Annotated in this window: 21 protein-coding genes; 1 reads left to right on the top strand and 20 read right to left on the bottom strand. The window is 61.0% G+C overall.

Annotated elements, in window-relative coordinates; translation table 11 throughout:
- Positions 1–28: 28 nt before the first annotated feature.
- A complete protein-coding gene (locus tag KI242_RS06305; protein WP_011059547.1) occupies positions 29–1141 on the bottom strand; it encodes an S-(hydroxymethyl)glutathione dehydrogenase/class III alcohol dehydrogenase in 1113 nt (370 codons plus the stop codon).
- A gap of 104 nt (positions 1142–1245) precedes the next feature.
- Between KI242_RS06305 and KI242_RS06300 the strand changes: the two genes are divergently transcribed.
- Positions 1246–2145, top strand: a complete 900-nt coding sequence (locus KI242_RS06300; RefSeq protein ID WP_047284122.1) for a LysR substrate-binding domain-containing protein — start codon at positions 1246–1248, stop codon at positions 2143–2145.
- 117 nt (positions 2146–2262) lie between these two features.
- Here the strand turns inward: KI242_RS06300 and ispD are convergent, their stop codons facing one another.
- From ispD to uppS, 19 genes are all read right to left on the bottom strand, one after another.
- The gene (gene ispD / locus KI242_RS06295) at positions 2263–2970 is read right to left on the bottom strand and encodes a 2-C-methyl-D-erythritol 4-phosphate cytidylyltransferase (RefSeq protein WP_019093200.1); all 708 of its coding nucleotides are present in this window, start codon (positions 2968–2970) and stop codon (positions 2263–2265) included.
- Positions 2967–3245 carry a cell division protein FtsB gene (gene ftsB / locus KI242_RS06290; RefSeq protein ID WP_011059544.1) on the bottom strand — a complete coding sequence of 93 codons (279 nt, stop codon included), beginning with the start codon at positions 3243–3245 and terminating at the stop codon, positions 2967–2969. The genes ispD and ftsB overlap by 4 nt, the downstream gene beginning before the upstream one ends.
- 172 nt (positions 3246–3417) lie before the next feature.
- Positions 3418–4707, bottom strand: a complete 1290-nt coding sequence (gene eno / locus KI242_RS06285; RefSeq protein WP_011059543.1) for a phosphopyruvate hydratase — start codon at positions 4705–4707, stop codon at positions 3418–3420.
- Between the two features lie 155 nt (positions 4708–4862).
- On the bottom strand, positions 4863–5708 hold the full coding sequence (kdsA, locus tag KI242_RS06280; protein WP_011059542.1) for a 3-deoxy-8-phosphooctulonate synthase: 846 nt from the start codon (positions 5706–5708) through the stop codon (positions 4863–4865).
- A gap of 5 nt (positions 5709–5713) precedes the next feature.
- A complete protein-coding gene (locus KI242_RS06275; RefSeq protein ID WP_011059541.1) occupies positions 5714–7345 on the bottom strand; it encodes a CTP synthase in 1632 nt (543 codons plus the stop codon).
- A gap of 274 nt (positions 7346–7619) precedes the next feature.
- Positions 7620–8936, bottom strand: coding sequence for a tRNA lysidine(34) synthetase TilS (gene tilS / locus KI242_RS06270; protein ID WP_123473866.1), 1317 nt, complete (start codon positions 8934–8936; stop codon positions 7620–7622).
- A gap of 133 nt (positions 8937–9069) precedes the next feature.
- Positions 9070–10017 carry an acetyl-CoA carboxylase carboxyltransferase subunit alpha gene (locus KI242_RS06265; RefSeq protein ID WP_011059539.1) on the bottom strand — a complete coding sequence of 316 codons (948 nt, stop codon included), beginning with the start codon at positions 10015–10017 and terminating at the stop codon, positions 9070–9072.
- Between the two features lie 139 nt (positions 10018–10156).
- Positions 10157–13678, bottom strand: a complete 3522-nt coding sequence (gene dnaE / locus KI242_RS06260; RefSeq protein ID WP_053156549.1) for a DNA polymerase III subunit alpha — start codon at positions 13676–13678, stop codon at positions 10157–10159.
- Between the two features lie 69 nt (positions 13679–13747).
- Positions 13748–14380, bottom strand: a complete 633-nt coding sequence (gene rnhB / locus KI242_RS06255) for a ribonuclease HII (protein ID WP_015634336.1) — start codon at positions 14378–14380, stop codon at positions 13748–13750.
- A gap of 17 nt (positions 14381–14397) precedes the next feature.
- On the bottom strand, positions 14398–15525 hold the full coding sequence (gene lpxB, locus KI242_RS06250) for a lipid-A-disaccharide synthase (RefSeq protein ID WP_210458859.1): 1128 nt from the start codon (positions 15523–15525) through the stop codon (positions 14398–14400).
- The gene (gene lpxA / locus KI242_RS06245; protein ID WP_011059535.1) at positions 15525–16301 is read right to left on the bottom strand and encodes an acyl-ACP--UDP-N-acetylglucosamine O-acyltransferase; all 777 of its coding nucleotides are present in this window, start codon (positions 16299–16301) and stop codon (positions 15525–15527) included. The genes lpxB and lpxA overlap by 1 nt, the downstream gene beginning before the upstream one ends.
- Positions 16298–16738, bottom strand: coding sequence for a 3-hydroxyacyl-ACP dehydratase FabZ (fabZ, locus tag KI242_RS06240; RefSeq protein WP_007924058.1), 441 nt, complete (start codon positions 16736–16738; stop codon positions 16298–16300). The genes lpxA and fabZ overlap by 4 nt, the downstream gene beginning before the upstream one ends.
- Before the next feature lie 109 nt (positions 16739–16847).
- Positions 16848–17903, bottom strand: coding sequence for a UDP-3-O-(3-hydroxymyristoyl)glucosamine N-acyltransferase (gene lpxD, locus KI242_RS06235; RefSeq protein ID WP_015634334.1), 1056 nt, complete (start codon positions 17901–17903; stop codon positions 16848–16850).
- Positions 17904–17906: 3 nt separating this feature from the next.
- A complete protein-coding gene (locus KI242_RS06230) occupies positions 17907–18410 on the bottom strand; it encodes an OmpH family outer membrane protein (protein ID WP_011059533.1) in 504 nt (167 codons plus the stop codon).
- A gap of 45 nt (positions 18411–18455) precedes the next feature.
- Positions 18456–20846, bottom strand: coding sequence for an outer membrane protein assembly factor BamA (bamA, locus tag KI242_RS06225; protein ID WP_011059532.1), 2391 nt, complete (start codon positions 20844–20846; stop codon positions 18456–18458).
- Positions 20847–20920: 74 nt separating this feature from the next.
- The gene (rseP, locus tag KI242_RS06220) at positions 20921–22273 is read right to left on the bottom strand and encodes a sigma E protease regulator RseP (RefSeq protein WP_212805990.1); all 1353 of its coding nucleotides are present in this window, start codon (positions 22271–22273) and stop codon (positions 20921–20923) included.
- Positions 22274–22322: 49 nt separating this feature from the next.
- Entirely contained in the window at positions 22323–23513 is a 1191-nt protein-coding gene (ispC, locus tag KI242_RS06215) for a 1-deoxy-D-xylulose-5-phosphate reductoisomerase (protein WP_041116214.1), read from the bottom strand.
- Positions 23510–24316 (bottom strand): phosphatidate cytidylyltransferase, encoded by an 807-nt coding sequence (locus KI242_RS06210; protein ID WP_041116212.1) that lies wholly within the window; start codon positions 24314–24316, stop codon positions 23510–23512. Before KI242_RS06210 ends, ispC begins: the two co-directional genes overlap by 4 nt.
- A complete protein-coding gene (uppS, locus tag KI242_RS06205; protein ID WP_011059528.1) occupies positions 24316–25071 on the bottom strand; it encodes a polyprenyl diphosphate synthase in 756 nt (251 codons plus the stop codon). Before uppS ends, KI242_RS06210 begins: the two co-directional genes overlap by 1 nt.
- Positions 25072–25074: the final 3 nt, after the last annotated feature.

The following is a 25074-nucleotide window of genomic DNA, read 5'->3' as shown; positions in this document are numbered from 1 at the left end:
GCCTGTGGCTTGCCGCCTGCCGCTGCTGTTAGAAGTGAATGACGGAGCGAATGCTCTTGCCTTCGTGCATTAGGTCGAACGCCTTGTTGATATCTTCCAGGCCCATGGTGTGGGTGATGAAGGTATCCAGGGGGATCTCGCCGGTCTGGGACATTTCCACGTAGCTTGGCAGCTCGCTGCGCCCGCGCACGCCACCAAAGGCTGAGCCGCGCCATACCCGGCCGGTCACCAATTGGAAGGGACGGGTGGAGATTTCCTGGCCGGCACCGGCCACGCCGATGATTACCGATTCGCCCCAGCCCTTGTGGCAGCACTCCAGGGCCGCACGCATCAGTTGCACATTGCCGATGCACTCGAAGGAGAAATCCACGCCGCCATCAGTCATGTCGACAATGACCTCCTGAATCGGACGGTCGAAATCCTTCGGATTGACGCAGTCGGTGGCGCCCAGTTGCTTGGCGATCTCGAACTTGGCCGGGTTGATATCGATGGCGATGATGCGCCCGGCCTTGGCCTTGACCGCACCGATGACCGCCGACAGGCCAATGCCGCCCAGGCCGAAGATGGCCACGGTATCACCGGCCTTGACCTTGGCGGTGTTGATCACCGCTCCGATCCCGGTGGTCACGCCGCACCCCAGCAGGCAGACCTTTTCCAGCGGCGCTTCCTTGGGAATCTTGGCCACGGAGATTTCCGGGAGCACGGTGTACTCGGAAAAGGTCGAGGTACCCATGTAGTGGAAAATCGGCTGACCCTTGTAGGAAAAACGCGTGGTGCCATCAGGCATCAGACCCTTGCCCTGGGTGGCGCGAATGGCCTGACAGAGGTTGGTCTTGCCCGACAGGCAGAATTTGCACTTGCCGCATTCCGGGGTGTACAGCGGGATCACATGGTCACCCACAGCCACCGAGGTCACGCCCTCGCCCACCGCCTCAACCACCGCACCGCCTTCGTGGCCGAGGATCGCCGGGAAGATGCCTTCAGGGTCGGCACCAGACAGCGTGTAGGCGTCGGTGTGGCAGACGCCGGAGGCGACGACCCGCAGCAGCACCTCGCCCGCCTTGGGCATGGCGACATCCACTTCGACGATTTCCAGCGGCTTCTTGGCCTCGAAGGCTACGGCAGCACGTGACTTGATCATCCTGACTCTCCAGCGAATAAAAACGAGGCACAGAGTGTAAAACAGCGCAATGCGATGAATAATCCAGGCAAAAGCAAAACATTATTGCTGTATAGGGACAATCAATGAATGACAACCGCTGGGAAGGTATCGACGAATTTGTCGCGGTCGCCGAATGCAGCCAGTTCACCGCTGCCGCCGAGCGCCTGGGGGTCTCTTCGTCCCATATCAGCCGTCAGGTGGCACGGCTTGAGGAGCGCTTGCAGACTCGCCTGCTGTATCGCAGTACCCGCCGGGTGACCCTGACCGAGGCCGGGCAGACCTTTCTCCAGCATTGCCAACGCTTGCAGGATGGTCGCGAGGAGGCCCTGCGGGCCGTAGGCGACCTGACCAGCGAGCCCAAGGGCATGCTGCGCATGACCTGTGCAGTGGCCTACGGCGAGCGCTTTATCGTGCCGCTGGTTACCCGGTTCATGAGCCTTTATCCGCAGTTGCGAGTGGATATAGAGCTCAGCAACCGCCCCCTGGACCTGGTGCATGAAGGGCTGGACCTGGCGATTCGCCTTGGGCGCCTGCAGGACTCGCGCCTGGTCGCCACTCGCCTGGCCCCACGCCGCATGTACCTATGCGCCTCGCCCTCCTACCTGGAACGCTATGGACGCCCGCACAGCCTGTCGGAATTGAGCCGGCACAACTGCCTGATCGGTAGCTCGGATATCTGGCAGTTGGAAGTCGATGGGCGCGAATTCTCGCAACGGGTGCAGGGTAATTGGCGCTGCAACAGCGGACAGGCGGTGCTGGATGCGGCCTTGCAAGGGGTGGGGCTGTGCCAGTTGCCGGACTACTACGTCCTGGAGCACCTGCAGAACGGTACGCTGATTTCCTTGCTGGAAGCTCACCAACCGCCAAACACCGCAGTCTGGGCGCTGTACCCGCAGCAACGGCACCTGTCACCGAAAGTGCGCAAGCTGGTGGATTATCTGAAACAAGGGCTGGCGCAGCGCCCGGAGTACCGCGACCTGTAGCTGCTGCCGCAGGCTGTGACAAGGCCCGCAGGGCCTTCAGGGCCTCAAGAGCGGCGCCTCCTTCGGAGGCGTTCGCAGCCTGCACCAGCAGCTACAAGGTGCAGCGCAAGCCGGCAGTCAGCGGCGGTTGGACCAGCGCTGGCGCAACCATTCCAGGTCTTCGGGACGGGTGACCTTGAGGTTATCCGAGCGGCCTTCGATCAGGCGCGGCGCCTGGCCGGCCCATTCCATCGCCGAAGCTTCATCGGTAATCGCCACATCGGCCACCAGGCTGTCAGCCAGGGCACGATGCAGGGCACCGAGGCGGAACATCTGCGGTGTGTAGGCTTGCCAGATCAAACTGCGGTCAACGGTTTCCAGCACTCGACCGTGCTTGTCCACACGTTTCAGGGTGTCCCGGGCCGGAACTGCGAGCAGCCCTCCCACAGGGTCATCCACCAACTCACCCAGCAGTTTGTCCAGGTCATCCCGGGAAAGATTGGGCCGGGCGGCATCGTGAACCAGCACCCAGTCGTCATCGGCAGCGCCCTGGGCATGCAGATGGAGCAAGGCATTGAGCACCGAGCCGGAACGCTCAGCACCACCTTCGACCCGCTGGATCCGCGAATCATGGGCGCAAGCCAGGGCTGGCCAGTAAGGATCATCAACCGCCAGGCTGACCACCAGCCCCTTGAGGCCGGGGTGGTCGAGAAAGCAGCCCAGGCTGTGTTCAAGAATTGTGCGTCCACCCAGTTGCAGGTACTGCTTGGGGCGGTCCGCGGCCATGCGGGCACCAACGCCCGCGGCAGGAATCACGGCCCAGAAGGCCGGCAATACGTCGCTCATTGGGCCAACTGGTAGAGGGTTTCACCCTCCTTGACCATACCCAACTCATGGCGAGCCCTTTCTTCCACGGTCTCCATGCCTTTTTTCAGCTCCATGACTTCCGCATCGAGTACGCGATTTCGTTCCAGCAAACGCTCGTTTTCAGCGTGCTGGTCGGCAATCTGCTGAGTCAGGTCAGCAACCTGGGCCAAGCTGCCGTTCCCCACCCACAGGCGGTACTGCAAGCCAGCCAGCAGCAAGAGCAAGACCAGGAACAACCAATTGGGACTGCGCATCGAATATCGGGTATCCAGTGAAAAAAGACAGCCATGCCAACAACTTCGGACCTACTGATAGCACGAAGCCTGGAAGACCCAGGCTTGTGCTCTTAAGGCATCAGATTAGTGGCAAAAAACTCGCTGTAGCGATTTTCCCGACACAATCCGGTGTCTTTTTACCATCTACTGCTTAGCCGCGAAACTCACCGCGACCGTTGTACTTGGCCTTGCCGTTCAATTGCTCTTCGATACGCAGCAATTGGTTGTACTTGGAAACGCGGTCGGAACGGCACAGGGAGCCGGTCTTGATCTGGCCAGCCGAGGTACCCACGGCCAGGTCGGCGATGGTCGAATCTTCGGTTTCACCGGAACGGTGGGAGATCACCGCAGTGTAGCCGGCAGCCTTGGCCATCTGGATGGCTTCCAGGGTTTCGGTCAGGGTGCCGATCTGGTTGAACTTGATCAGGATCGAGTTGGCGATCTTCTTGTCGATGCCTTCTTTCAGGATCTTGGTGTTGGTCACGAACAGGTCGTCGCCGACCAGTTGAACCTTCTCGCCGATCTTGTCGGTAAGGATTTTCCAGCCGGCCCAGTCGGACTCGTCCAGGCCGTCTTCGATGGAGATGATCGGGTAGCGCTGGGTCAGGCCTTTGAGGTACTCGGCGAAACCTTCGGCGGTGAACACCTGGCCTTCGCCGGACAGGTTGTACTTGCCATCTTCATAGAATTCGCTGGCAGCGCAGTCCAGGGCCAGGGTCACGTCGGTGCCCAGGGTGTAACCGGCGTTGGCCACGGCTTCGGAGATCACTTTCAGAGCGTCTTCGTTGGAAGCCAGGTTCGGTGCAAAACCGCCTTCGTCACCCACTGCGGTGTTCAGGCCACGGGCCTTCAGCACGGCTTTGAGGTGATGGAAGATTTCAGTGCCCATGCGCAGGCCTTCCGAGAAGGACTTGGCGCCAACCGGCTGCACCATGAACTCCTGGATGTCGACGTTGTTATCGGCGTGCTCGCCACCGTTGATGATGTTCATCATCGGTACCGGCATCGAGTAGACGCCCGGAGTGCCATTGAGGTTGGCGATGTGGGCGTACAGCGGCAGGTCCTGGTCCTGAGCGGCGGCCTTGGCAGCAGCCAGGGACACGGCGAGGATCGCGTTGGCGCCCAGGGTGGCCTTGTTCTCGGTACCGTCGAGCTTGATCATGGCCTGATCCAGGGCCTTCTGATCGATCGGGTCCTTACCCAGCAGCAGGTCGCGGATCGGACCGTTGATGTTGGCTACCGCCTTGAGCACGCCCTTGCCCAGGTAACGGCTCTTGTCGCCATCACGCAGCTCCAGCGCTTCGCGCGAGCCGGTGGAAGCACCGGACGGCGCGCATGCACTGCCGATGATGCCGTTGTCGAGAAGCACGTCCGCTTCGACAGTGGGGTTGCCACGGGAGTCGAGAACTTCACGACCTTTGATGTCGACGATTTTTGCCATTGTTGTAAACACTCCAAAGTTGACGAAAACGACGCAGCTGTAGGAAATCTTTTACCGTCGGCAAGGCGGGGAAAGCGGGCAGTCTTGCAGACGATAAGGCTCAGGCCCGGGGGCCTGAGCAATAATCGTGCGGTACTTTACCGGAGAAATCGGTTTTACGCGGTTTCTACCGTCGGAAAACTCTTGACCAGCTCGTCCAGGGCCTTGAGCTGGGCCAGGAACGGCTCGAGCTTGTCCAGGCGCAGGGCGCAAGGACCGTCGCACTTGGCGTTGTCCGGATCCGGATGGGCTTCGAGGAACAGCCCGGCAAGAGACTGGCTCATGCCGGCCTTGGCCAGGTCGGTGACCTGGGCCCGGCGACCGCCAGCGGAGTCGGCGCGACCACCCGGCATCTGCAGGGCGTGGGTCACATCGAAGAACACCGGGTATTCGAACTGCTTCATGATGCCGAAGCCGAGCATGTCCACGACCAGGTTGTTGTAGCCGAAGCTGGAACCGCGCTCGCAGAGGATCAACTGATCGTTGCCCGCCTCTTCGCACTTGCTCAGGATGTGTTTCATTTCCTGGGGTGCGAGGAACTGGGCTTTCTTGATGTTGATCACCGCGCCGGTCTTGGCCATGGCCACCACCAGGTCGGTCTGCCGCGAAAGGAAGGCCGGCAGCTGGATGATGTCGCAGACTTCGGCGACCACGGCAGCCTGGGCCGGCTCGTGGACGTCGGTGATGATCGGCACGCCAAAGGCCTGCTTCACGTCTTCGAAAATCCGCATGCCTTCTTCCAGGCCCGGGCCACGGTAGGAGGTCACCGACGAACGGTTGGCCTTGTCGAAACTGGCCTTGAACACGTAGGGGATACCGAGCTTCTCGGTGACCCGCACGTATTCTTCACAGACCTGCATCGCCATGTCGCGGCTTTCCAGCACGTTCATGCCGCCGAACAGCACCATCGGCTTGTCGTTGGCGATCTCGATGTTGCCTACGCGGATGATCTTCTGCGCCATCAGGGTCACGCCTTCTTCTGGTGTTGAGCCAATGCTGCTTTGACGAAACCGCTGAACAGTGGGTGGCCGTCACGGGGAGTCGAGGTGAACTCGGGGTGGAACTGGCAAGCGACGAACCATGGATGATCCTGGGCCTCGACCACTTCAACCAGCGCGCCGTCACCCGAGCGACCGGAGATCTTCAGGCCAGCTTCGATCAGTTGCGGCAGCAGCTTGTTGTTCACTTCGTAACGGTGACGGTGACGCTCGATGATCACGTCCTTGGCGTAGCAGTCGTGGACCTTGGAGCCCGCTTCCAGCAAGCATTCCTGAGCGCCCAGCCGCATGGTGCCGCCCAGGTCGGAAGCTTCGGTACGTACTTCAACGGCACCGGTGGCGTCTTCCCACTCGGTGATCAGGCCGACGACCGGATGGCCGCTGGTGCGATCGAACTCGGTGGAGTTGGCGTCTTTCCAACCCATGACATTACGGGCGAACTCGATGACCGCCACTTGCATGCCCAGGCAGATACCCAGGTACGGCACCTTGTTCTCGCGAGCGTATTGCACCGCGGTGATCTTGCCTTCCACGCCACGCAGGCCAAAACCGCCTGGAACCAGGATCGCGTCGACGCCTTCCAGCAGCGCGGTGCCCTGATTCTCGATGTCTTCGGAATCGATGTAGCGCAGGTTGACCTTGGTACGGTTGGTGATGCCGGCATGACTCATCGCTTCGATCAGCGACTTGTAGGCGTCCAGCAGTTCCATGTACTTGCCGACCATGGCGATGGTGACTTCGTGCTCTGGGTTGAGCTTGGCGTCCACCACTTTTTCCCACTCGGACAGGTCAGCACCGTTGCACTGCAGGCCGAAACGCTCGACGACGAAATCGTCCAGGCCCTGGGCGTGCAGCACGGCCGGGATCTTGTAGATGGTGTCAACGTCTTCCAGGGAGATCACCGCACGCTCTTCAACGTTGGTGAACAGCGCGATCTTGCGGCGCGACGACACATCCACCGGATGGTCGGAGCGGCAGATCAGCACGTCCGGTTGCAAGCCGATCGAACGCAGCTCTTTTACCGAGTGCTGGGTCGGCTTGGTCTTGGTCTCGCCAGCGGTGGCGATGTACGGAACCAGCGTCAGGTGCATCAGCATCGCGCGCTTGGAACCGACTTCCACACGCAGTTGACGGATGGCTTCGAGGAACGGTTGCGACTCGATGTCACCCACGGTACCGCCGATTTCCACCAAGGCCACGTCGGCATCGCCGGCGCCCTTGATGATGCGACGCTTGATCTCGTCGGTGATGTGCGGAATCACCTGGATGGTGGCACCCAGATAATCACCACGGCGCTCCTTGCGCAGCACGTGCTCGTACACGCGGCCGGTGGTGAAGTTGTTGTTCTGGGTCATGGTCGTGCGGATGAACCGCTCGTAGTGGCCCAGGTCCAGGTCGGTCTCGGCGCCGTCGTGGGTGACGAACACTTCACCGTGCTGGAACGGGCTCATGGTGCCCGGGTCGACGTTGATGTACGGGTCCAGCTTGAGCATGGTGACCTTAAGCCCCCGCGCCTCCAGGATGGCCGCCAATGAAGCCGAGGCAATGCCTTTCCCCAATGAAGAAACAACACCGCCCGTGACGAATATGTAGCGCGTCATGAAAAACCCTAGAAGTCTGCGTTAAAGCGGTCAGTGCCGCCGGGGAAAGCGAAGGAAGGCCGAAGCCCCCGATCACCTGCATTAATCACAGTGCACCTTTCAAAAAAACCGCCGCGTGGTGACAGACCGGATGCAAAAACACCGGTAGGTTGCTCGCTACACATTTTTTGGAATCGCCCAGCAAAGACTGCTTGGTAATCGGCAACTCCTGCAATTCAGGCGAATCCACAGAAGTTGTATCAAGAAGGGAGCGTAGTCTACCGGAAAGCCCCTTTCAGCTCAAACCTTGATCGCTGGTTGGTGGCAGCCATTGCAATGGCCAGCCACCCTGGGGGTTTGTCGCAAGTGCCGGCAGGTTCGCCACCGCGAGCAAGCGGTCGTCCTGATACAGCAGCGGCAATCTGCCACGGACGAAACCCGGCAGCCCGCTTTCATTGAGCAAACGCTTCAAGTCCCGATGGCCGCGGCCGGCCAGGTGCATGATCTCGCCCCCCTGGCGATAGCGGATATGCAGCGACCCGGTCGGCACTGGCCCAGGGAACGACACCTGACCGTTGCCCGGCAGATGCAAGGGCTTTTGCGGATCGAGCCACTGCAACCGTCCGTCGACCGGTTGCAGCCAGCTGCCGGACAGCCACCAGACTCGCCCTGCCGCACGATGCAAATCGCCATCGGCCAAACGCCACACCGGTCGCCCTTCGGCACCCGCATCTCGCAGGCTGTCCCAGCCGCGCCAGTGATCGGTATCCGGCAGACGGCCAAACCGGCTCAACCAATGGCTCAAGGCATTGCGTTGGCGCGCGCCCGACAAAGACTGCAAAGGTGCCAGGGCCAGTGAGGGCAGATCCAGCCAGGGCCAGACGCTAGCACCGCGGGCTGCATCCAGATCCATGATCGCCAGCTCATCGAGCAGGCCCTGGGCTTCATTCAAGTGCGCGGCGCTGCGGCTCATGCTGAGTGCCGCCTGGGGCCAGCGCGCGGTGATCGCCGGCATGACCTGGTGGCGCAGGTAATTGCGCGAATACTGATGATCGGCGTTGGATGGGTCTTCGACCCAGCTCAACTGATGCTCCGCGGCGTAGCACTGCAGTTCGGCACGTGACACATCAAGCAAGGGTCGCAGCAGCTGCCCGTCGCCCAACGGCCGCTCTGACGGCATTGCCGACAAGCCCCTGACTCCGGCACCGCGCAGCAGGCGGAACAGCAGCGTTTCCGCCTGGTCGTCACGATGCTGCGCCGTCAGCAGCACTTCACCGCTCGCTGTGAGCCGTGCGAAAGCGCCATAGCGTGCCTCGCGGGCGGCGCGCTCCAGGCTGGCACCGGCTGGCACCTGGACGCGAAGCACCTGCAGCGGCACCCCCAGCGCATCACAGAAGGCCTGACAATGCTCCGGCCAGGCGTCGGCCGCAGCCTGAAGTCCATGATGGATATGCACAGCCGAAAGTGGAGGAAGGCGATGGTGCTGCGCCAGATCGGCGAGCAAATGCAACAGGACGGTGGAATCCAGGCCACCGGAGAAAGCCACGCGCCAACTCCTGGAGTCGCGCCAGGGCGCGAGGCTTTGCAGTAGTTTGGCGGAGAGAGCGTTCATGACGTGTTCAAGACCTGTAGGAGCGGCCGAGTGGCGTACTGCTTGCCCGCATAAGCAACAACGCCGCCATCGAATCGATGGCGGCGCCTGGGTCGCGAACGAGCGTGCCCCTACAAGGGGAGGCAGTGCTCGATCAGAGACCGTAGCTCATCAGGCGGTCATAGCGACGGGCCAGCAAGGTGTCGTTGTCCATTTCCTTGAGCATGGCCAACTGCGTGCTGAGTTCGGCACGGATCGAGGCCGCCGCGGCAGCCGGATCCCGATGGGCACCGCCCAATGGCTCGCCGATGACCTTGTCGACAATACCCAGGCCTTTGAGGCGCTCGGCGGTAATGCCCATGGCTTCGGCGGCATCGGCAGCCTTTTCCGAGGTTTTCCACAGGATCGAGGCGCAGCCTTCCGGCGAGATCACCGCGTAGGTGGAGTACTGCAGCATGTTCAACTGGTCACAGACACCGATGGCCAAGGCACCGCCGGAACCACCCTCACCAATCACGGTAGCGATGATCGGGGTCTTCAGACGCGCCATGACCCGCAGGTTCCAGGCAATGGCCTCGCTCTGGTTGCGCTCTTCAGCATCGATGCCCGGATAGGCGCCGGGTGTGTCGATGAAGGTCAGGATCGGCATCTTGAAGCGCTCGGCCATCTCCATCAGGCGGCAGGCCTTGCGGTAGCCTTCCGGACGCGGCATGCCGAAGTTGCGGCGGACCTTCTCGCGTACTTCACGGCCTTTCTGGTGCCCGATGATCATCACCGGCTGCTCGTCCAGGCGAGCAACGCCGCCTACGATGGCGGCGTCGTCAGAGAAGTGGCGATCGCCATGCAGCTCGTCGAACTCGGTGAAGATGTGCTGGATGTAGTCCAGGGTGTACGGGCGACGCGGGTGCCGCGCCAGACGTGCGATCTGCCAGCTGGTGAGCTTGCCGAAGATGTCCTCGGTCAGGGTGTTGCTCTTGTCCTGCAGGCGGGAAATCTCATCGCCGATATTCAGCGAATTGTCATTACCGACCAAGCGCAACTCTTCGATCTTGGCTTGCAGGTCGGCGATCGGCTGTTCGAAATCAAGAAAATTCGGGTTCATAGGCGTCCGTCTGGGCTCGACGTCCAAGGGAGCTTGGGCCGGCCGGTTGTCTATTCGCGCCCTACCTTAAGGGACGGACGCGTTGAGGTCGAGATTAAAAATTCAAGTGACGATGAGGCGCAATGATGGCACCTCACCGTCAACGGTATTGGAGGAAGACGTTGTCTCGCCCGAACTGGTCACGCAGGGCTTGAATCAAGCTGTCCGCCGGATCGATCCGCCAGTTCTCGCCAAACTGCAGCAGGGCCTTGGCGTCATCCCGGGTGTACTCCATGGTGATCGGGCATGCGCCGCGGTGGCGCTTGAACAGATCACCCAGCCAGCGTAGCTGATCGCCCTTCAGGGCATCGCTGTGGATCTTCAGGCGCAGGCTTTCCGCCAGGTTGGTCCGCGCATCCTCCATGCTCATCACCCGCTTGACCCGCAGGCGCAGGCCGCCGGAGAAGTCGTCGTTGCTGACCTCGCCCTCCACCACCACCATGGCGTCGGTCTGCAGCAGCGACTGCGCCGAGTGGAACGCATCGGCAAACAGCGAGGCCTCGATCCGCCCCGAGCGGTCGTCGAGGGTGATGAAGCCCATCTTGTCGCCCTTTTTGTTCTTCATCACCCGCAGGGCGATGATCATGCCGGCCACGGTCTGGGTATCCCGGGCCGGCTTCAGGTCGATGATGCGCTGGCGGGCGAAACGACGGATCTCGCCTTCGTATTCGTCGATCGGGTGCCCGGTCAGGTACAGCCCCAGGGTATCTTTCTCGCCTTTCAGGCGTTCCTTGAGGGTCAGTTCCTTGGCCTTGCGATGGTTGGCGTAGACATCCGCATCCTCATCGACGAAGACCCCGCCGAACAGGTCGGCGTGGCCACTGTCGTGGGTACGGGCGGTCTGCTCCGCAGCCTTGATCGCTTCTTCCATGGCAGCAAGCAGCACGGCGCGGTTCTGGTCGATATTGGCCTGGTAGGCCTTGGGCTCATCGAAGAAGTGCGGACCCAGGCGGTCCAGGGCGCCGCTTCGAATCAAGCCGTCCAGGGTCCGCTTGTTGATGCGTTTGAGGTCGACCCTGGCGCAGAAATCGAACAGATCCTTGAAAGGTCCTGCCTCGCGGGCTTCGGTGATGGCTTCCACCGGCCCCTCGCCGACGCCCTTGATCGCCCCCAGGCCGTAGACGATGCGACCTTCGTCGTTCACCGTGAACTTGAACTCGGAGGTGTTCACGTCCGGCGCGTCGAGGCGCAACTTCATGATCCGCACTTCCTCGATCAAGGTCACGACCTTGTCGGTGTTGTGCATATCCGCGGAGAGTACCGCCGCCATGAACGGCGCCGGGTAGTGCGCCTTGAGCCAGGCGGTCTGGTACGACACCAGGCCGTAGGCGGCGGAGTGGGATTTGTTGAAGCCGTAGCCGGCGAACTTTTCCACCAGGTCGAAGATGTTGCCCGCCAGGTCCGCATCGATGTTGTTGCTGGCGCAACCCTCAATGAAGCCGCCACGCTGCTTGGCCATCTCCTCGGGCTTTTTCTTACCCATGGCCCGACGCAGCATGTCCGCACCGCCCAGGGTGTAGCCGGCCATGACCTGGGCAATCTGCATCACCTGTTCCTGGTACAGGATGATGCCGTAGGTCGGCGCCAGTACCGGCTGCAGGCCGTCGTACTGATAGTCCGGGTGCGGGTAGGCCAGCTCGGCGCGGCCGTGCTTGCGGTTGATGAAGTCATCCACCATGCCCGATTGCAGCGGCCCCGGACGGAACAGGGCCACCAGTGCGATCAGGTCTTCCAGGCAGTCGGGCTTGAGCTTCTTGATCAGCTCCTTCATGCCCCGGGATTCAAGCTGGAATACTGCGGTGGTTTCAGCTTTCTGCAACAGGCTGTAGGTCGGCTTGTCGTCCAGCGGGATAAAGGCGATATCCAGCGGCTCCTCGCCGACCTTGGCGCGGTCGCGGTTAATGGTTTTCAGTGCCCAGTCGATGATGGTCAGGGTCCGCAGACCGAGGAAGTCGAACTTCACCAGGCCAGCAGCCTCGACGTCATCCTTGTCGAACTGGGTCACCAGGCCGCCGCCTTCTTCGTCGCAGTAGATCGGCGAGAAGTCGGTAAGCTTGGTGGGCGCGATCACCACGCCCCCGGCGTGTTTACCGACGTTACGCACCACGCCCTCGAGCTTGCGCGCCATCTCCCAGATTTCCGCCGCCTCTTCATCGACCTTGATGAAGTCCCGCAGGATCTCCTCTTGCTCGTAGGCTTTTTCCAGGGTCATGCCGACTTCGAAGGGGATCATCTTCGACAGACGGTCGGCCAAGCCGTAGGACTTGCCCTGCACCCGCGCCACGTCACGGACCACCGCCTTGGCCGCCATGGAACCGAAGGTGATGATCTGGCTCACCGCGTTGCGGCCGTATTTCTCGGCCACGTAGTCGATCACTCGGTCGCGACCGTCCATGCAGAAGTCGACGTCGAAGTCGGGCATGGAGACCCGTTCCGGGTTAAGGAAACGTTCGAACAGCAGGTCGTATTCCAGCGGATCGAGGTCAGTGATCTTCTGCACATAGGCCACCAGGGAACCGGCACCCGACCCCCGGCCCGGACCTACCGGTACGCCGTTGCTCTTGGCCCACTGGATAAAGTCCATAACGATCAGGAAGTAACCGGGGAAGCCCATCTGGATGATGATATCCAGTTCGAAATTCAGCCGGTCGACGTAGACCTGACGCTTGGCCTCGTAGTCCTCGGTGGTGTCCTTGGGCAGCAGCACGCTGAGGCGCTCTTCCAGGCCGTCGAAGGAAACCTTGCGAAAATACTCATCGATGGTCATGCCATCGGGAATCGGGTAGTCAGGCAAGAAGTGCTTGCCCAGCTTGACCTCGATGTTGCAGCGTTTGGCGATCTCGACAGTGTTTTCCAGCGCCTCGGGCAGGTCACTGAACAGCTCGGCCATTTCTTCGGCGCTTTTCAGGTACTGCTGGTCGCTGTAGTTTTTTGAGCGGCGCGGATCGTCCAGGGCCCGGCCTTCACCGATGCAAACCCGGGTTTCGTGGGCTTCGAAGTCTTCCTGCTTGATGAAACGCACGTCGTTGGTAGCCACCAGCGGCGCGCCGATCTTGTCGGCCAGGGCCACGGCGGCGTGCAATTGCTCTTCGTCGTTGGGGCGGTTGGTACGCTGCACTTCCAGGTAGAAGCGCTCGGGGAATACGGCCATCCACTCCCGGGCCAGGGTCTCGGCAACCTCGAGATCGCCGGCGATCAGGGCCATGCCGATCTCGCCCTCCTTGGCCGCCGAGAGCATGATCAAGCCTTCCGCGGCCTCCGCCACCCACTCACGCTCGATGATGATCTGGCCGTTGCGCTGGCCATCGATGAAGCCACGGGAAATCAGCTCGGTCAGGTTGCGATAACCCACGGCGTTCATCACCAGCAGGCTGATGCGGCTCAGGGGGTTATCCGGGTCCTTGTTCGACAGCCACAGGTCGGCGCCGCAGATCGGCTTGATCCCCGCACCCATGCTGGTTTTATAGAACTTGACCAGGGAACACATGTTGTTCTGGTCGGTGACCGCCACCGCCGGCATGCCCATGCCGGCCAGCGCCTTGACCAGCGGCTTGATCCGCACCAGACCGTCGACCAGGGAATATTCAGTGTGCAGGCGCAGGTGAACGAATGAAGCCGGCATAGTGATCCTGTAATAAGCGCGAAAACAACAAGGCCCGGATTGTACCGGGCCTCGACTAAAACATCAGCCTCAGGACTGAATCTCGCCCAGCGCCTCGCGGGCTTCGTAGGCTTGCCGCACCGGAGCGAAAGAGCGCCGGTGAATCGGTGTCGGCCCCAGGCGGGCCAGGGCTTCCAGATGCACCGGGGTCGGGTAGCCCTTGTGGCCACCGATGCCATATCCCGGATAGATCAGCTCGAAAGCGGCCATTTCTCGGTCACGGCTGACCTTGGCCAGGATCGATGCCGCGGCAATCGCCGGAACCTTGCTATCGCCCTTGACCACCGCTTCAGCCGGCATCGCCAGCTTCGGGCAACGGTTGCCATCGATCATCGCCAGCTTCGGGGTCACACTCAGCCCCTCCACTGCGCGCTGCATGGCCAACATGGTGGCATGGAGGATATTCAGCTCGTCGATTTCCTCGACCTCAGCCCGGGCGATGCACCAGCTCAGGGCTTTCTCGCAGATTTCGTCGAACAGCTTCTCGCGCCGGGCTTCGGTGAGCTTCTTCGAATCGTTGAGGCCGAGAATCGGCCGCGTCGGGTCGAGAATCACTGCCGCGGTGACCACTGCACCACACAAAGGGCCGCGGCCGACCTCATCGACCCCGGCCACCAGGTCCTCGGCGTCCGCCACCAGGGTGAAATCCAGGCCCATTTGCATTTTCGGGTTACTCACAGTCATTTGCCGATCAGCCCAAGCACGGCTTGCGCGGCCTGGTTGGATGCGTCGCGACGCAAGGTTCGGTGGATCTCGTCAAAGCCGCGAGTCTGCTCTTCACCACCTTCGATCAGCGGCGACAAGGTCTGGGCCAGAGCATCGGCCGTGGCATCGTCCTGCAGCAGCTCAGGCACCAGGAGGCGCTGGGCCAGCAGGTTCGGCAGGGAAATGTACGGGCTCTTGACCATGCGCTTGAGAATCCAGAACGTCAGCGGCGCCAGGCGGTAAGCCACGACCATCGGGCGCTTGTAGAGCAAGGCTTCCAGGGTCGCGGTACCGGAGGCGATCAACACCGCATCGCAAGCAGCCAGCGCCTTGTGGGACTGGCCATCGAGCAACGTCAGTGGCAGATCACGATTGGCCAGCAACTGCTCCAGCTGGACCCGCCGCTCCGGGCTGGCGCAAGGCATGATGAAACGCACGCCGGGGCGCATGGCCCGCAGGCGCTGAGCGGCATCGAGGAACAAGGCGCCCAGGCGCCCTACTTCGCCACCGCGACTACCGGGCATCAAGGCCACCAACGGCCCTTCTGGCAACCCCAGCTCCGCGCGTGCAGCGGCTCGGTCGGCCTCCAGCGGAATGGCATCGGCCAGAGAGTGACCGACGAACTTCACCGGTACCCCCTTCTCTTCATAGAAGCGGGCTTCGAAGGGGAACAGGGTCAGCATCAGGTCGCAGCCTTCGCGGATCTTCAGCACCCGCTTCTGCCGCCAGGCCCAGACCGAAGGGCTGACGTAGTGCACGGTCTTGATCCCGGCCTGACGCAACTTGAGTTCGATATTCAGGGTGAAATCCGGGGCATCGATACCGATAAACACATCCGGCTTTTCAGCAACCAGGGTCTGGATCAGCTTCTTGCGTCGAGCCAGAAGCTCACGCAGGCGCCCAAGCACCTCTACCAGCCCCATGACCGCCAGGCGCTCCATGGGGAAGTAGGAAACAAGGCCTTCGGCCTCCATCAGCGGACCACCGACCCCTATGAATTCGACGGCCGGGTGCTGAGCCTTGAGAGCTCGCATCAAACCGGCGCCGAGAATGTCGCCGGAGGCTTCGCCAGCCACCAGCGCAATACGCAGAGTGCTCATGATTAACGGGTGATGCCGCGAGTCGAGGACTGGATCGAGTCACGAAAGACCGCGACTTCAGGGAACTGTGCAGCCGGCTCGGCCAGCTCGGCCAAGGCCTGATCAACCGTCAGCCCCTGGCGATAGACCGTCTTGTAGGCACGACGCAGCGCGTGGATCGCATCTTCGCTGAAGCCGCGACGGCGCATGCCTTCGAAGTTCATGCTGCGGGCTTCGGCGGGGTTGCCGAATACGGTGACGAATGCCGGCACGTCCTTGCCGATGGCGGTGCCCATGCCGGAAAAGCTGTGGGCGCCGATATGGCAATACTGATGCACCAGGGTGAAACCGGAGAGAATCGCCCAGTCATCCACATGCACATGGCCGGCCAAGGCGGTGTTGTTGACCAGGATGCAGTGGTTGCCGATAACGCTGTCATGGCCGATGTGGGCATAGGCCATGACCAGGTTGTGATCACCCAGAGTGGTTTCGGAACGATCCTGGACGGTGCCACGGTGAATGGTCACGCCTTCGCGGATCACGTTGTGGTCACCGATCACCAGGCGGGTTTCCTCGCCCTTGTATTTCAGATCAGGCGTGTCCTCACCTACCGACGAAAACTGGTAGATGCGGTTGTGCTTACCGATCCGGGTAGGGCCCTTGAGAATCACATGGGGCCCGATCACTGTACCCTCGCCGATTTCCACACCAGCGCCGACGATCGACCACGGGCCAACCTCAACGTCGTCGGCCAGGACGGCCGTCGGATCGATGATTGCGCGAGGGTCAATCAAACTCATAGTTTGCGTTCCGCACAGATGATCTCGGCAGAGCACACCGGCTTGCCGTCGACCGAAGCCTGGCATTCGAACTTCCAGATCTGGCGCTTGCAGCTGATGAACTTGGCTTCAAGGATCAGCTGGTCGCCCGGCAGCACCGGCTGGCGGAAGCGCAGCTTGTCGGAACCGACGAAGTAATAGAGGGTGCCGTCGGCGGGCTTCACGTCGAGCATCTTGAAACCGAGAATGCCCGCAGCCTGAGCCATGGCCTCGATGATCAGCACGCCCGGCATGATCGGGTGCGCAGGGAAGTGACCATTGAAGAACGGTTCATTGATGCTGACATTCTTGTAGGCACGAATGCACTTGCCTTCAACATCCAGGTCCACTACCCGATCCACCAACAGGAAAGGGTAACGGTGAGGCAAGTATTCGCGAATCTCGTTGATGTCCATCATTTCGGGGGGAAGCCTGTAGTAAAGAGTGGGAGCGCGCGACTAACGCACGCTCCTCTAGCAAATCAAGGAGGCAGTCTAGCGGCTGTGCACACTTGATATGGAAATGGTATCAGCCATCAGATGAAGCATTGCCGCCGGGGGTCACGTCCCCAACGCGCTTTTCCAACTGACGCAAGCGCCGTGCAAGGTCATCCAGCTGGCGGATGCGTGCCGCGCTTTTGCGCCACTCGGCAGCAGGCTGCATGGCCGTACCGGAAGAGTAGGCGCCCGGTTCGGTAATCGAGTGGGTCACCATGGTCATCCCGGTGAGGAATACGTTGTCGCAAATATCGATATGCCCAACCAGGCCCACGCCACCGGCGAGCATACAGTGCTTGCCGATCTTGGTACTGCCGGAGATCCCCACACAAGCAGCCATGGCGGTGTGATCACCGACCTGGACGTTGTGGGCGATCTGGATCTGGTTGTCCAGCTTCACGCCATTGCCAATGACGGTATCGGCCAGGGCACCGCGGTCGATCGCCGTGTTGACGCCGATTTCCACATCGTCACCGATGGTCACGCCGCCAATCTGGGCGATTTTCTGCCAGACGCCTTTTTCATTGGCAAAACCAAAGCCTTCACCCCCCAGCACAGCACCTGACTGAATGACCACACGCTTGCCGATACGCACGTCGTGGTACAGGGTCACCCGTGGTGCCAGCCAGCCACCTTCGCCGATTTCGCAGCGGGCGCCGATAAAGCAGTGAGCGCCGATGGTCACACCTGCAGCAATCCGCGCACCGCTCTCGATCACGGCAAAGGGGCCAATGCTGGCCGCAGGATCTACCTGCGCATCAGCGGCAATCACCGCAGAAGGATGAACACCTGCCTGTGCCTTTGGCTTGGGATCGAACAAATGGGAAATGCGCGCATAGGCCAGGTAGGGATCGTCCACTACCAGTGCATCACCGGCATAGGCTTCGGCATCCGCGGCCTTCAACAGCACCGCGCCGGCCTGACAATCCACCAGGTACTTGCGGTACTGGGGATTTGCCAAAAAGCTCAACTGAGCTGGGCCAGCCTCCTGCAAGGTGGCTAGCCCAGTGATTTCCTTCTCCCCGTCGCCACTCAAGGTGGCGCCGAGGAACTCGGCCAACTGGCCGAGCTTTATGGTCGCGGTCATGGCTTACTTCAGCTGATTCATACGCTCGATAACCTGGCGAGTGATGTCGTACTGAGGTTTGACATCAATCACTGCGCCACGCTCGAAGACCAGGTCGAAACCGCCTTTCTTGATGACTTCTTCCACAGCGCTGTCCAGCTTCGGCTTCAGCTGCTTGAGCATTTCGCGGTCGGCAACGGCTTTGGCTTCGTTCAGCTCCTTGGACTGGAACTGGAAGTCACGGGCCTTTTGCTTGAACTCGAGCTCCAGGCGTTCACGCTCGCCCTGCTGCATCTTGTCGCCACCGGCCACCAGACGGTCCTGGATGCCTTTGGCGCTGCTTTCCAGAGTCTTCAGCTTGGTCAACTGAGGGCCGAACTTTTTCTCGGCATCCACGGCGTACTTCTTGGCTGCGTCAGATTCCAGCAGGGCCATCTGATAGTTCAGGACGGCGATTTTCATTTCGGCAAATGCCGGGCTCGCGACCAGAACGGTGGCCAGGAGAACCAATTGAGTCAACTTACGCACGATGCACTCCTACAAAATCCATTGTCGTTATCTTGGATCAGGCTATTAGAAAGTCTGACCGAGAGAGAATTGGAACACCTGAGTTTCAGCGTCATCCGGTTTCTTGATCGGCATCGCCAGGGCGAAGCTCAATGGCCCCAGAGCGGTGACCCAAGTCACACCGACACCAACCGAACTGGCCAGATTGCTCAGGCTGATATCGTTGCACTGCGTTTTCACGTTCGACGCCGCAATGGTGTTGGACGTGCTTTCACAGCGAGAGTTGAAGACGTTACCCACATCCCAGAACAAGGAAGTACGCAGCGAGCGCTGATCCTTGACGAAAGGCAACGGGAACAGCAACTCGGCACCACCCTGGATCAATACGTTACCGCCGAATGGCAGTGGATCCTGGTCCGGGTCGGCAGCCGTACCGACGTTACCGGTTACACCAACACCACGACTAGGAGTACTGCGTGGGCCCAGAGTGCTGTCCTTGAAGCCACGTACCGAGTTGAAGCCACCAGCATAGTAGTTCTCGTAGAACGGCAAGCCCTTGGTATCACCAAAGCCGTCGCCATAACCCAGCTCGGTATGGAAGCGCATGGTGTAGTTCTCACTCAACGGCGTGAACAACTGGCCACGGTAGTCGAGCTTGAAGAACGACAGGTCGCTGCCCGGGGTAGTGGTTTCCAGCACCAGACTTTGCGAGTGACCGCGGGTCGCCAATACGCCTTTGTTCAGGGTCGACTCGGACCAGCCGGCCGAGGCCTTGAAGTTCAGGTAGCTGTCGCCCTGCTTGTTCACGAAGTCGAAGATTTCGTCGACGGTGTACAGGCCGGTCTTGATCTTGTCCTGCTGCGCGGTCAGACCGAAGGTCAGACGCGAAGTCTCGCTGATCGGGTAGCCCACGCTGACGCCGGCACCCAGGCTGTCCACCGCATAGCTGGCCACGTCGACGTCGAGGTCTTTGTAGTCAGTGGTGCGATAGAAGGCGTTGTAGCCCAGGCTCACGCCATCGGCGGTCCAGTAGGGGTCTACGTAGCCGAAGTTGTAGCGGCTCTGGTATTCGCTGCGGGTCAGGCCGATGCTGACCTTGTTACCGGTACCCAGGAAGTTGTTCTGGGTGATCGAACCACCGAGGATCAGGCCCGCGCTCTGAGCAAAACCGACGCTGGCGGTGATCGAACCGGATGCTTGTTCTTCAACCGCGTAGTTCACGTCTACCTGGTCATCCACACCCGGCACGGCCGGGGTCTCGACGTTGACTTCCTTGAAGAAGCCCAGGCGCTCAAGACGGGTCTTGGATTGATCGATCAGGTAGGTCGAAGCCCAGCCGCCTTCCATCTGGCGCATCTCGCGGCGCAGCACTTCGTCCTCGGACTTGGTGTTGCCACGGAAGTTGATGCGGTTGACGTAGGCACGCTTGCCCGGGTCCACCACAAAGGTGATGTCCACGGTGTGGTCTTCATCGTGAGGCTGAGGCACGCCGTTGACGTTGGCGAAGGTATAACCCTCGTTGCCCAGGCGGCGAGTGATGAGTTCGGAAGTGGTGGTCATCAGCTTGCGCGAGAACACCTGGCCCTTCTCCACCAGCAGCAGCGCCTTGACCTGGTCTTCAGGGACTTTCAGGTCACCGCTGAGCTTCACGTCACGAACGCTGTACTTCTCGCCTTCGTTGACGTTGACGGTGATGTAGACATGCTTCTTGTCCGGGGTGATGGACACCTGGGTCGAGGCGATATCCATGTTGATATAGCCGCGGTCCAGGTAGTAGGAACGCAGGCGCTCCAGGTCACCGGAGAGTTTTTCACGGGCGTACTTGTCGTCGTTCTTGAAGAACGACAGCCAGTTGGTGGTCTTGAGTTCGAACAGGCCGATCAGGTCTTCATCGGGGAAGACGGTGTTGCCTACCACGTTGATGTGCTGGATGGCTGCGACTGTGCCTTCGTTGATCTTGACCTTCAGGCCAACCCGGTTACGTGGCTGCGGCACGACTTCGGTTTCAACGCTGGCCGAGTAACGACCCTGAGCGACATATTGACGCTGCAGCTCGTTGCGCACGCCTTCGAGGGTCGCGCGCTGGAAGATTTCACCTTCCGCCAGGCCGGACTGCTTGAGCCCTTTCATCAGGTCGTCAGTGGAGATCGCCTTGTTGCCTTCGATCTCGATACTGGCAACCGACGGCCGTTCGACTACCGTGATGACCAGGACGTTGCCATCGCGGCCCAGCTGGATGTCTTGAAAGAAACCGGTTTTGAACAGCGCACGAGTGGATTCCACCAGGCGACGGTCGTCCGCCTGCTCGCCGACGTTCAACGGCAAGGCACCAAAGACGCTACCCGCGGAAACGCGCTGGAGGCCGTTGACGCGGATATCGGAGATAGTGAAGGACTCGGCGTGAACTTCGGCGATCATCAATACGGTGAGAACCGCAGTTAGCAGCAGACGTTTCATGAAGTCCTTTCTTATTCCAACTGGCAATAAACAAACTGCCGCAAAATGCGGCAGATTCGCAATTCAGCGAAGCGTTACAGACGACCCAGATCGTTGACCAGAGCAAGCAGCATGACTCCGACCACCAAGCTGATACCGATCTGTATCCCCCAACCTTGCACCCGATCCGACAAGGGACGACCACGCGCCCACTCGATCAGATAAAACAGCAAATGCCCCCCATCCAGTACCGGGATGGGCAACAAATTCAGAACACCCAGGCTAATACTCAGATAAGCAAGGAAATTCAAGAAATCAGCAATGCCCGACTGGGCAGAAGCGCCCGCCACTTTAGCAATGGTTATCGGTCCACTCAAGTTTTTTACCGAGAGCTCGCCGAACAACATTTTCTTCAGCGATTCGAGGGTCAGGACGCTCATGGTCCAGGTCCGTCGGGCCCCTTCACCAATCGCCTCTAACGGCCCGTAGCTGACCTCGCGAAGCATCTGCGGCGGCCAATCTACCGCTTTCACCCCGGCCCCCAGGTAGCCATTTGGCGCTTTGCTTTCGCCGCGGCTGGCCAAGGTCACGGGGACGTCGATTTGAGCACCATCGCGCTCGACATGCAGCACAATTTTCGTATCAGGGTGCACACGGACCCAGTCCACCACTTGCTGCCAGTCATTGAGCGACTGGCCATCAAGGGCCAACAGACGATCGCCGGTCTTCAGGCCAGCGGCCTGGGCCGGGCCCTTGGGGTCAAGTTCAGCCAGCACCGGCGGCAGGGCCGGACGCCACGGACGAATGCCCAGGGAGCGAATCGGATCCGGCTCATCAGCCCCTTTCAACCATTTGTCCAATTCCAGCTGGCGTGGCGAATCCACAGTGGCGCCCTGCTCACGCACCAGCACCTGCAGTGCACCGCTTTCACCCAGGCGCCGCACCAGTTGCAGGTTCACGGCCGCCCAGCCGGTAGTCGGCTCGCCGTCGATGGCGACGATTTCCTGGCCGGCACTGAGCCCGGCCTTGGCAGCAATACTGCCAGCCTCTACATCACCGATGACCGGCCGCACCTGCTGGCTGCCCAGCATCGCCAGGGCCCAGAAAAACACCAGTGCGAGGAGGAAGTTGGCAATCGGACCGGCAGCAACAATCGCGATACGCTGGCGAACCGACTTGCGGTTGAAGGACTGATTGAGCTCCTCGGCAGCTACCTCGCCTTCACGCTCATCCAGCATCTTCACGTAGCCGCCCAGCGGGATAGCGGCGATGACGAACTCGGTGCCGCGACGATCATGCCAGCGCAGCAAGGGCATGCCAAAGCCCACGGAGAAGCGCAGAACCTTGACGCCACAGCGACGGGCGACCCAGAAGTGACCGAATTCATGGAAGGTGACCAGCACACCCAGGGCTACCAGGGTGCCGACAATCATATAGAGCGCGCTCATCTACTTTCTCCGCAATCCTATTCGCCGCCACTCGCCCCGGTCGCGAATCCTATCGCCCGTTACGCTGCAACCATTGTTGCGCCAGGACTCGAGCCCTGGCGTCTGCCGCAAACACTGCGTCGAGTTCATTGACTGCGACCACAGACTCACGGGTTAAAACCTCATCGATGATACTCGCGATCTCCGGGTAGCGGATGCGCCGCTCGAGAAACGCCGATACCGCCACCTCATTGGCCGCATTCAGCATGGCCGGCGCGCTGTTACCCGCCTCGGCAGCTTGCCGTGCCAGGCGCAGGCAAGGGAACCGCTGCTCGTCGGGTGCCTGGAAATCCAGGCGAGCAATGGCGAACAGATCCAGCGGCGCTACACCGGAATCAATGCGCTCCGGCCAGGCCAGGGCATTGGCGATCGGGGTGCGCATATCCGGATTACCCAACTGCGCCAGGACCGAGCCGTCGACGTAATCCACCAGCGAGTGGATCACGCTTTGCGGGTGCACCACCACTTCGACCTGGGAAGGCCTGGCATCAAATAGCCAGCAGGCCTCGATCAGTTCCAGCCCCTTGTTCATCATGCTTGCCGAGTCCACGGAGATCTTGCGCCCCATGGACCAGTTCGGATGGGCACAGGCCTGTTCGGGGGAAACATGCTCAAGCTCTTCCAGAGGCGTCTGACGGAAAGGACCGCCCGAAGCCGTCAGAAGAATACGTCGCACACCGACCCGACTCAGCCCGCGGGAAAAATCCGCGGGCATGCATTGAAAGATCGCATTGTGTTCACTGTCGATAGGCAACAGCACGGAACCACTCTTGCCCACTGCCTGCATGAACAGCGCGCCAGACATCACCAGCGCTTCCTTGTTGGCCAACAGGATCTTCTTGCCAGCCTCAACCGCCGCCAGAGTCGGGCGCAACCCCGCCGCACCGACAATCGCCGCCATCACGGCATCGACTTCCGGAGCCGAGGCCACCTCGCACAACCCCTGCTCCCCCACCAGCACCTGGGTAGCCAGGCCGGCGGCGCGCAAATCTTGCTGAAGGCGGCCGGCGACCACGGCCTCGGGCACCACCGCAAAACGGGGCTCATGCTTTACGCACAACGCCAGCAGCTCGGCCAGACGCGTGAAGCCCGTCAGGGCAAACACTTGATAACGATCCGGATGACGGGCAATCACATCCAGGGTGCTCAGACCGATAGAACCGGTAGCCCCCAGAACCGTGATCTGTTGTACAGCCGTCACAGCGCAGCCATCCACAACAGCACGGCAAACACCGGAATGGCCGCGGTCAGGCTGTCGATGCGGTCCAGCACCCCACCATGACCGGGCAGCAGGTTGCTACTGTCCTTGATACCCGACTGGCGCTTGAACATGCTCTCGGTCAGGTCGCCGACCACCGAAATGAATACAACGATCGCCGCACCCAGCAGCCCCAGGATCATCTGCCCCAGGGGCCAGTCACGCACCAGCCCCACCACCGCGGTGATCACCAGGCTCAACGCCAGGCCGCCATACACGCCCTCCCAGCTCTTGCCCGGGCTGACCTGGGGCGCTAGCTTGCGCTTGCCGAAGGCCTTGCCGGAGAAGTAGGCACCGATATCCGCGCCCCACACCAGCACCATCACCGCCATGATCAACCAGTTGCCCAGTGGCAGCTGCTTGATGAACACCAGCCCTTGCCAGGCCGGCAGCAGGATCAGCAGGCCGATCAACAACTTGGGTGCGGCACCGGACCATTGCTCGCTGGAACGCGGATAGGTCAGCACCAGGTAGGTCGCCAGCGCCCACCACAGCACCGCAGCCCCCAGCACCCAGGGCGCAACGCCCGGAACCAGATGCATCAGGAACAACAGCGCCGCCACCACCACGGCGAAGGCCACCCGAGCCGGCTGCGCCTCGAAGCCCGCCAGGCGTGCCCATTCCCAGGCACCGAGGCTTACCACCAGGCCGATGAACAGGGCGAACCCCGAGCCTTCGAGCAGGAAGAACCCGCACAAGGCGATCGGCAGCAGGATCAGCGCAGTAATGATTCGTTGTTTAAGCATTAAACCCGGGCTCCAGCCTCGACCTGTTCGCTCGTCTTACCGAAGCGTCGCTGGCGAGATGCGTAATCGGCCAATGCGTTACGCATGGCTTCGTGTTTGAAGTCCGGCCAGAACAGGTCGGAGAAATACAGCTCGGCATAGGCCAGCTGCCACAACAGGAAATTGCTGATGCGATGCTCGCCGCCGGTCCGGATGCACAGGTCCGGCAGCGGCAGGTCGCCGGTCGCCAGGCAGGTCTGCAGCAGGCCCGGAGTGATGTCCTCGGGCCGCAGATGCCCGGCCTGGACCTCGCGCGCCAGGCGTTGGGCGGCCTGAGCGATATCCCACTGGCCGCCATAGTTGGCGGCGATCTGCAGGATGAAACGATCACTACCCGCGGTAATGGCCTCCGCTTCGCGCATCGCCGCCTGCAACTCGGGATGGAAGCGTGAACGATCGCCAATGATCCGCAGGCTGATGTTGTTCTCGTTGAGGCGCTTGGCTTCACGACGCAGGGCCTTGAAGAACAGATCCATCAAGGCACTGACTTCGTCAGCCGGCCGCTGCCAGTTTTCACTGGAAAAGGCAAACAGGGTCAGCACCTCGACCTTGGCCTCAGCGCACACTTCGATCACTGCACGTACCGCATCGACACCCGCCTTATGCCCGGCGACACCCGGCATAAAGCGTTTTTTTGCCCAGCGGTTATTACCATCCATGATGATTGCCACATGACGCGGCACCGAGGACAACACGGACTGCTTGGTCTTTTCCATGAA

The organism is Pseudomonas sp. Eqa60 (assembly GCF_018326405.1).
In the GTDB taxonomy this organism is placed as follows: Bacteria; Pseudomonadota; Gammaproteobacteria; order Pseudomonadales; family Pseudomonadaceae; genus Aquipseudomonas; species Aquipseudomonas protegens.
Note: the sequence above shows the minus strand (reverse complement) of the source record. Positions and strands in the feature narration are given on the sequence as shown.

What these genes read in the sequence shown, in the direction of transcription:
- KI242_RS06305 (WP_011059547.1), bottom strand. Translation starts at nt 1,141, where the DNA reads ATGATCAAGTCACGTGCTGCCGTAGCCTTCGAGGCCAAGAAGCCGCTG.
- KI242_RS06300 (WP_047284122.1), top strand. Translation starts at nt 1,246, where the DNA reads ATGAATGACAACCGCTGGGAAGGTATCGACGAATTTGTCGCGGTCGCC.
- ispD (WP_019093200.1), bottom strand. Translation starts at nt 2,970, where the DNA reads ATGAGCGACGTATTGCCGGCCTTCTGGGCCGTGATTCCTGCCGCGGGC.
- ftsB (WP_011059544.1), bottom strand. Translation starts at nt 3,245, where the DNA reads ATGCGCAGTCCCAATTGGTTGTTCCTGGTCTTGCTCTTGCTGCTGGCT.
- eno (WP_011059543.1), bottom strand. Translation starts at nt 4,707, where the DNA reads ATGGCAAAAATCGTCGACATCAAAGGTCGTGAAGTTCTCGACTCCCGT.
- kdsA (WP_011059542.1), bottom strand. Translation starts at nt 5,708, where the DNA reads ATGGCGCAGAAGATCATCCGCGTAGGCAACATCGAGATCGCCAACGAC.
- KI242_RS06275 (WP_011059541.1), bottom strand. Translation starts at nt 7,345, where the DNA reads ATGACGCGCTACATATTCGTCACGGGCGGTGTTGTTTCTTCATTGGGG.
- tilS (WP_123473866.1), bottom strand. Translation starts at nt 8,936, where the DNA reads ATGAACGCTCTCTCCGCCAAACTACTGCAAAGCCTCGCGCCCTGGCGC.
- KI242_RS06265 (WP_011059539.1), bottom strand. Translation starts at nt 10,017, where the DNA reads ATGAACCCGAATTTTCTTGATTTCGAACAGCCGATCGCCGACCTGCAA.
- dnaE (WP_053156549.1), bottom strand. Translation starts at nt 13,678, where the DNA reads ATGCCGGCTTCATTCGTTCACCTGCGCCTGCACACTGAATATTCCCTG.
- rnhB (WP_015634336.1), bottom strand. Translation starts at nt 14,380, where the DNA reads ATGCAAATGGGCCTGGATTTCACCCTGGTGGCGGACGCCGAGGACCTG.
- lpxA (WP_011059535.1), bottom strand. Translation starts at nt 16,301, where the DNA reads ATGAGTTTGATTGACCCTCGCGCAATCATCGATCCGACGGCCGTCCTG.
- fabZ (WP_007924058.1), bottom strand. Translation starts at nt 16,738, where the DNA reads ATGATGGACATCAACGAGATTCGCGAATACTTGCCTCACCGTTACCCT.
- lpxD (WP_015634334.1), bottom strand. Translation starts at nt 17,903, where the DNA reads ATGACCGCGACCATAAAGCTCGGCCAGTTGGCCGAGTTCCTCGGCGCC.
- bamA (WP_011059532.1), bottom strand. Translation starts at nt 20,846, where the DNA reads ATGAAACGTCTGCTGCTAACTGCGGTTCTCACCGTATTGATGATCGCC.
- rseP (WP_212805990.1), bottom strand. Translation starts at nt 22,273, where the DNA reads ATGAGCGCGCTCTATATGATTGTCGGCACCCTGGTAGCCCTGGGTGTG.
- KI242_RS06210 (WP_041116212.1), bottom strand. Translation starts at nt 24,316, where the DNA reads ATGCTTAAACAACGAATCATTACTGCGCTGATCCTGCTGCCGATCGCC.
- uppS (WP_011059528.1), bottom strand. Translation starts at nt 25,071, where the DNA reads ATGGAAAAGACCAAGCAGTCCGTGTTGTCCTCGGTGCCGCGTCATGTG.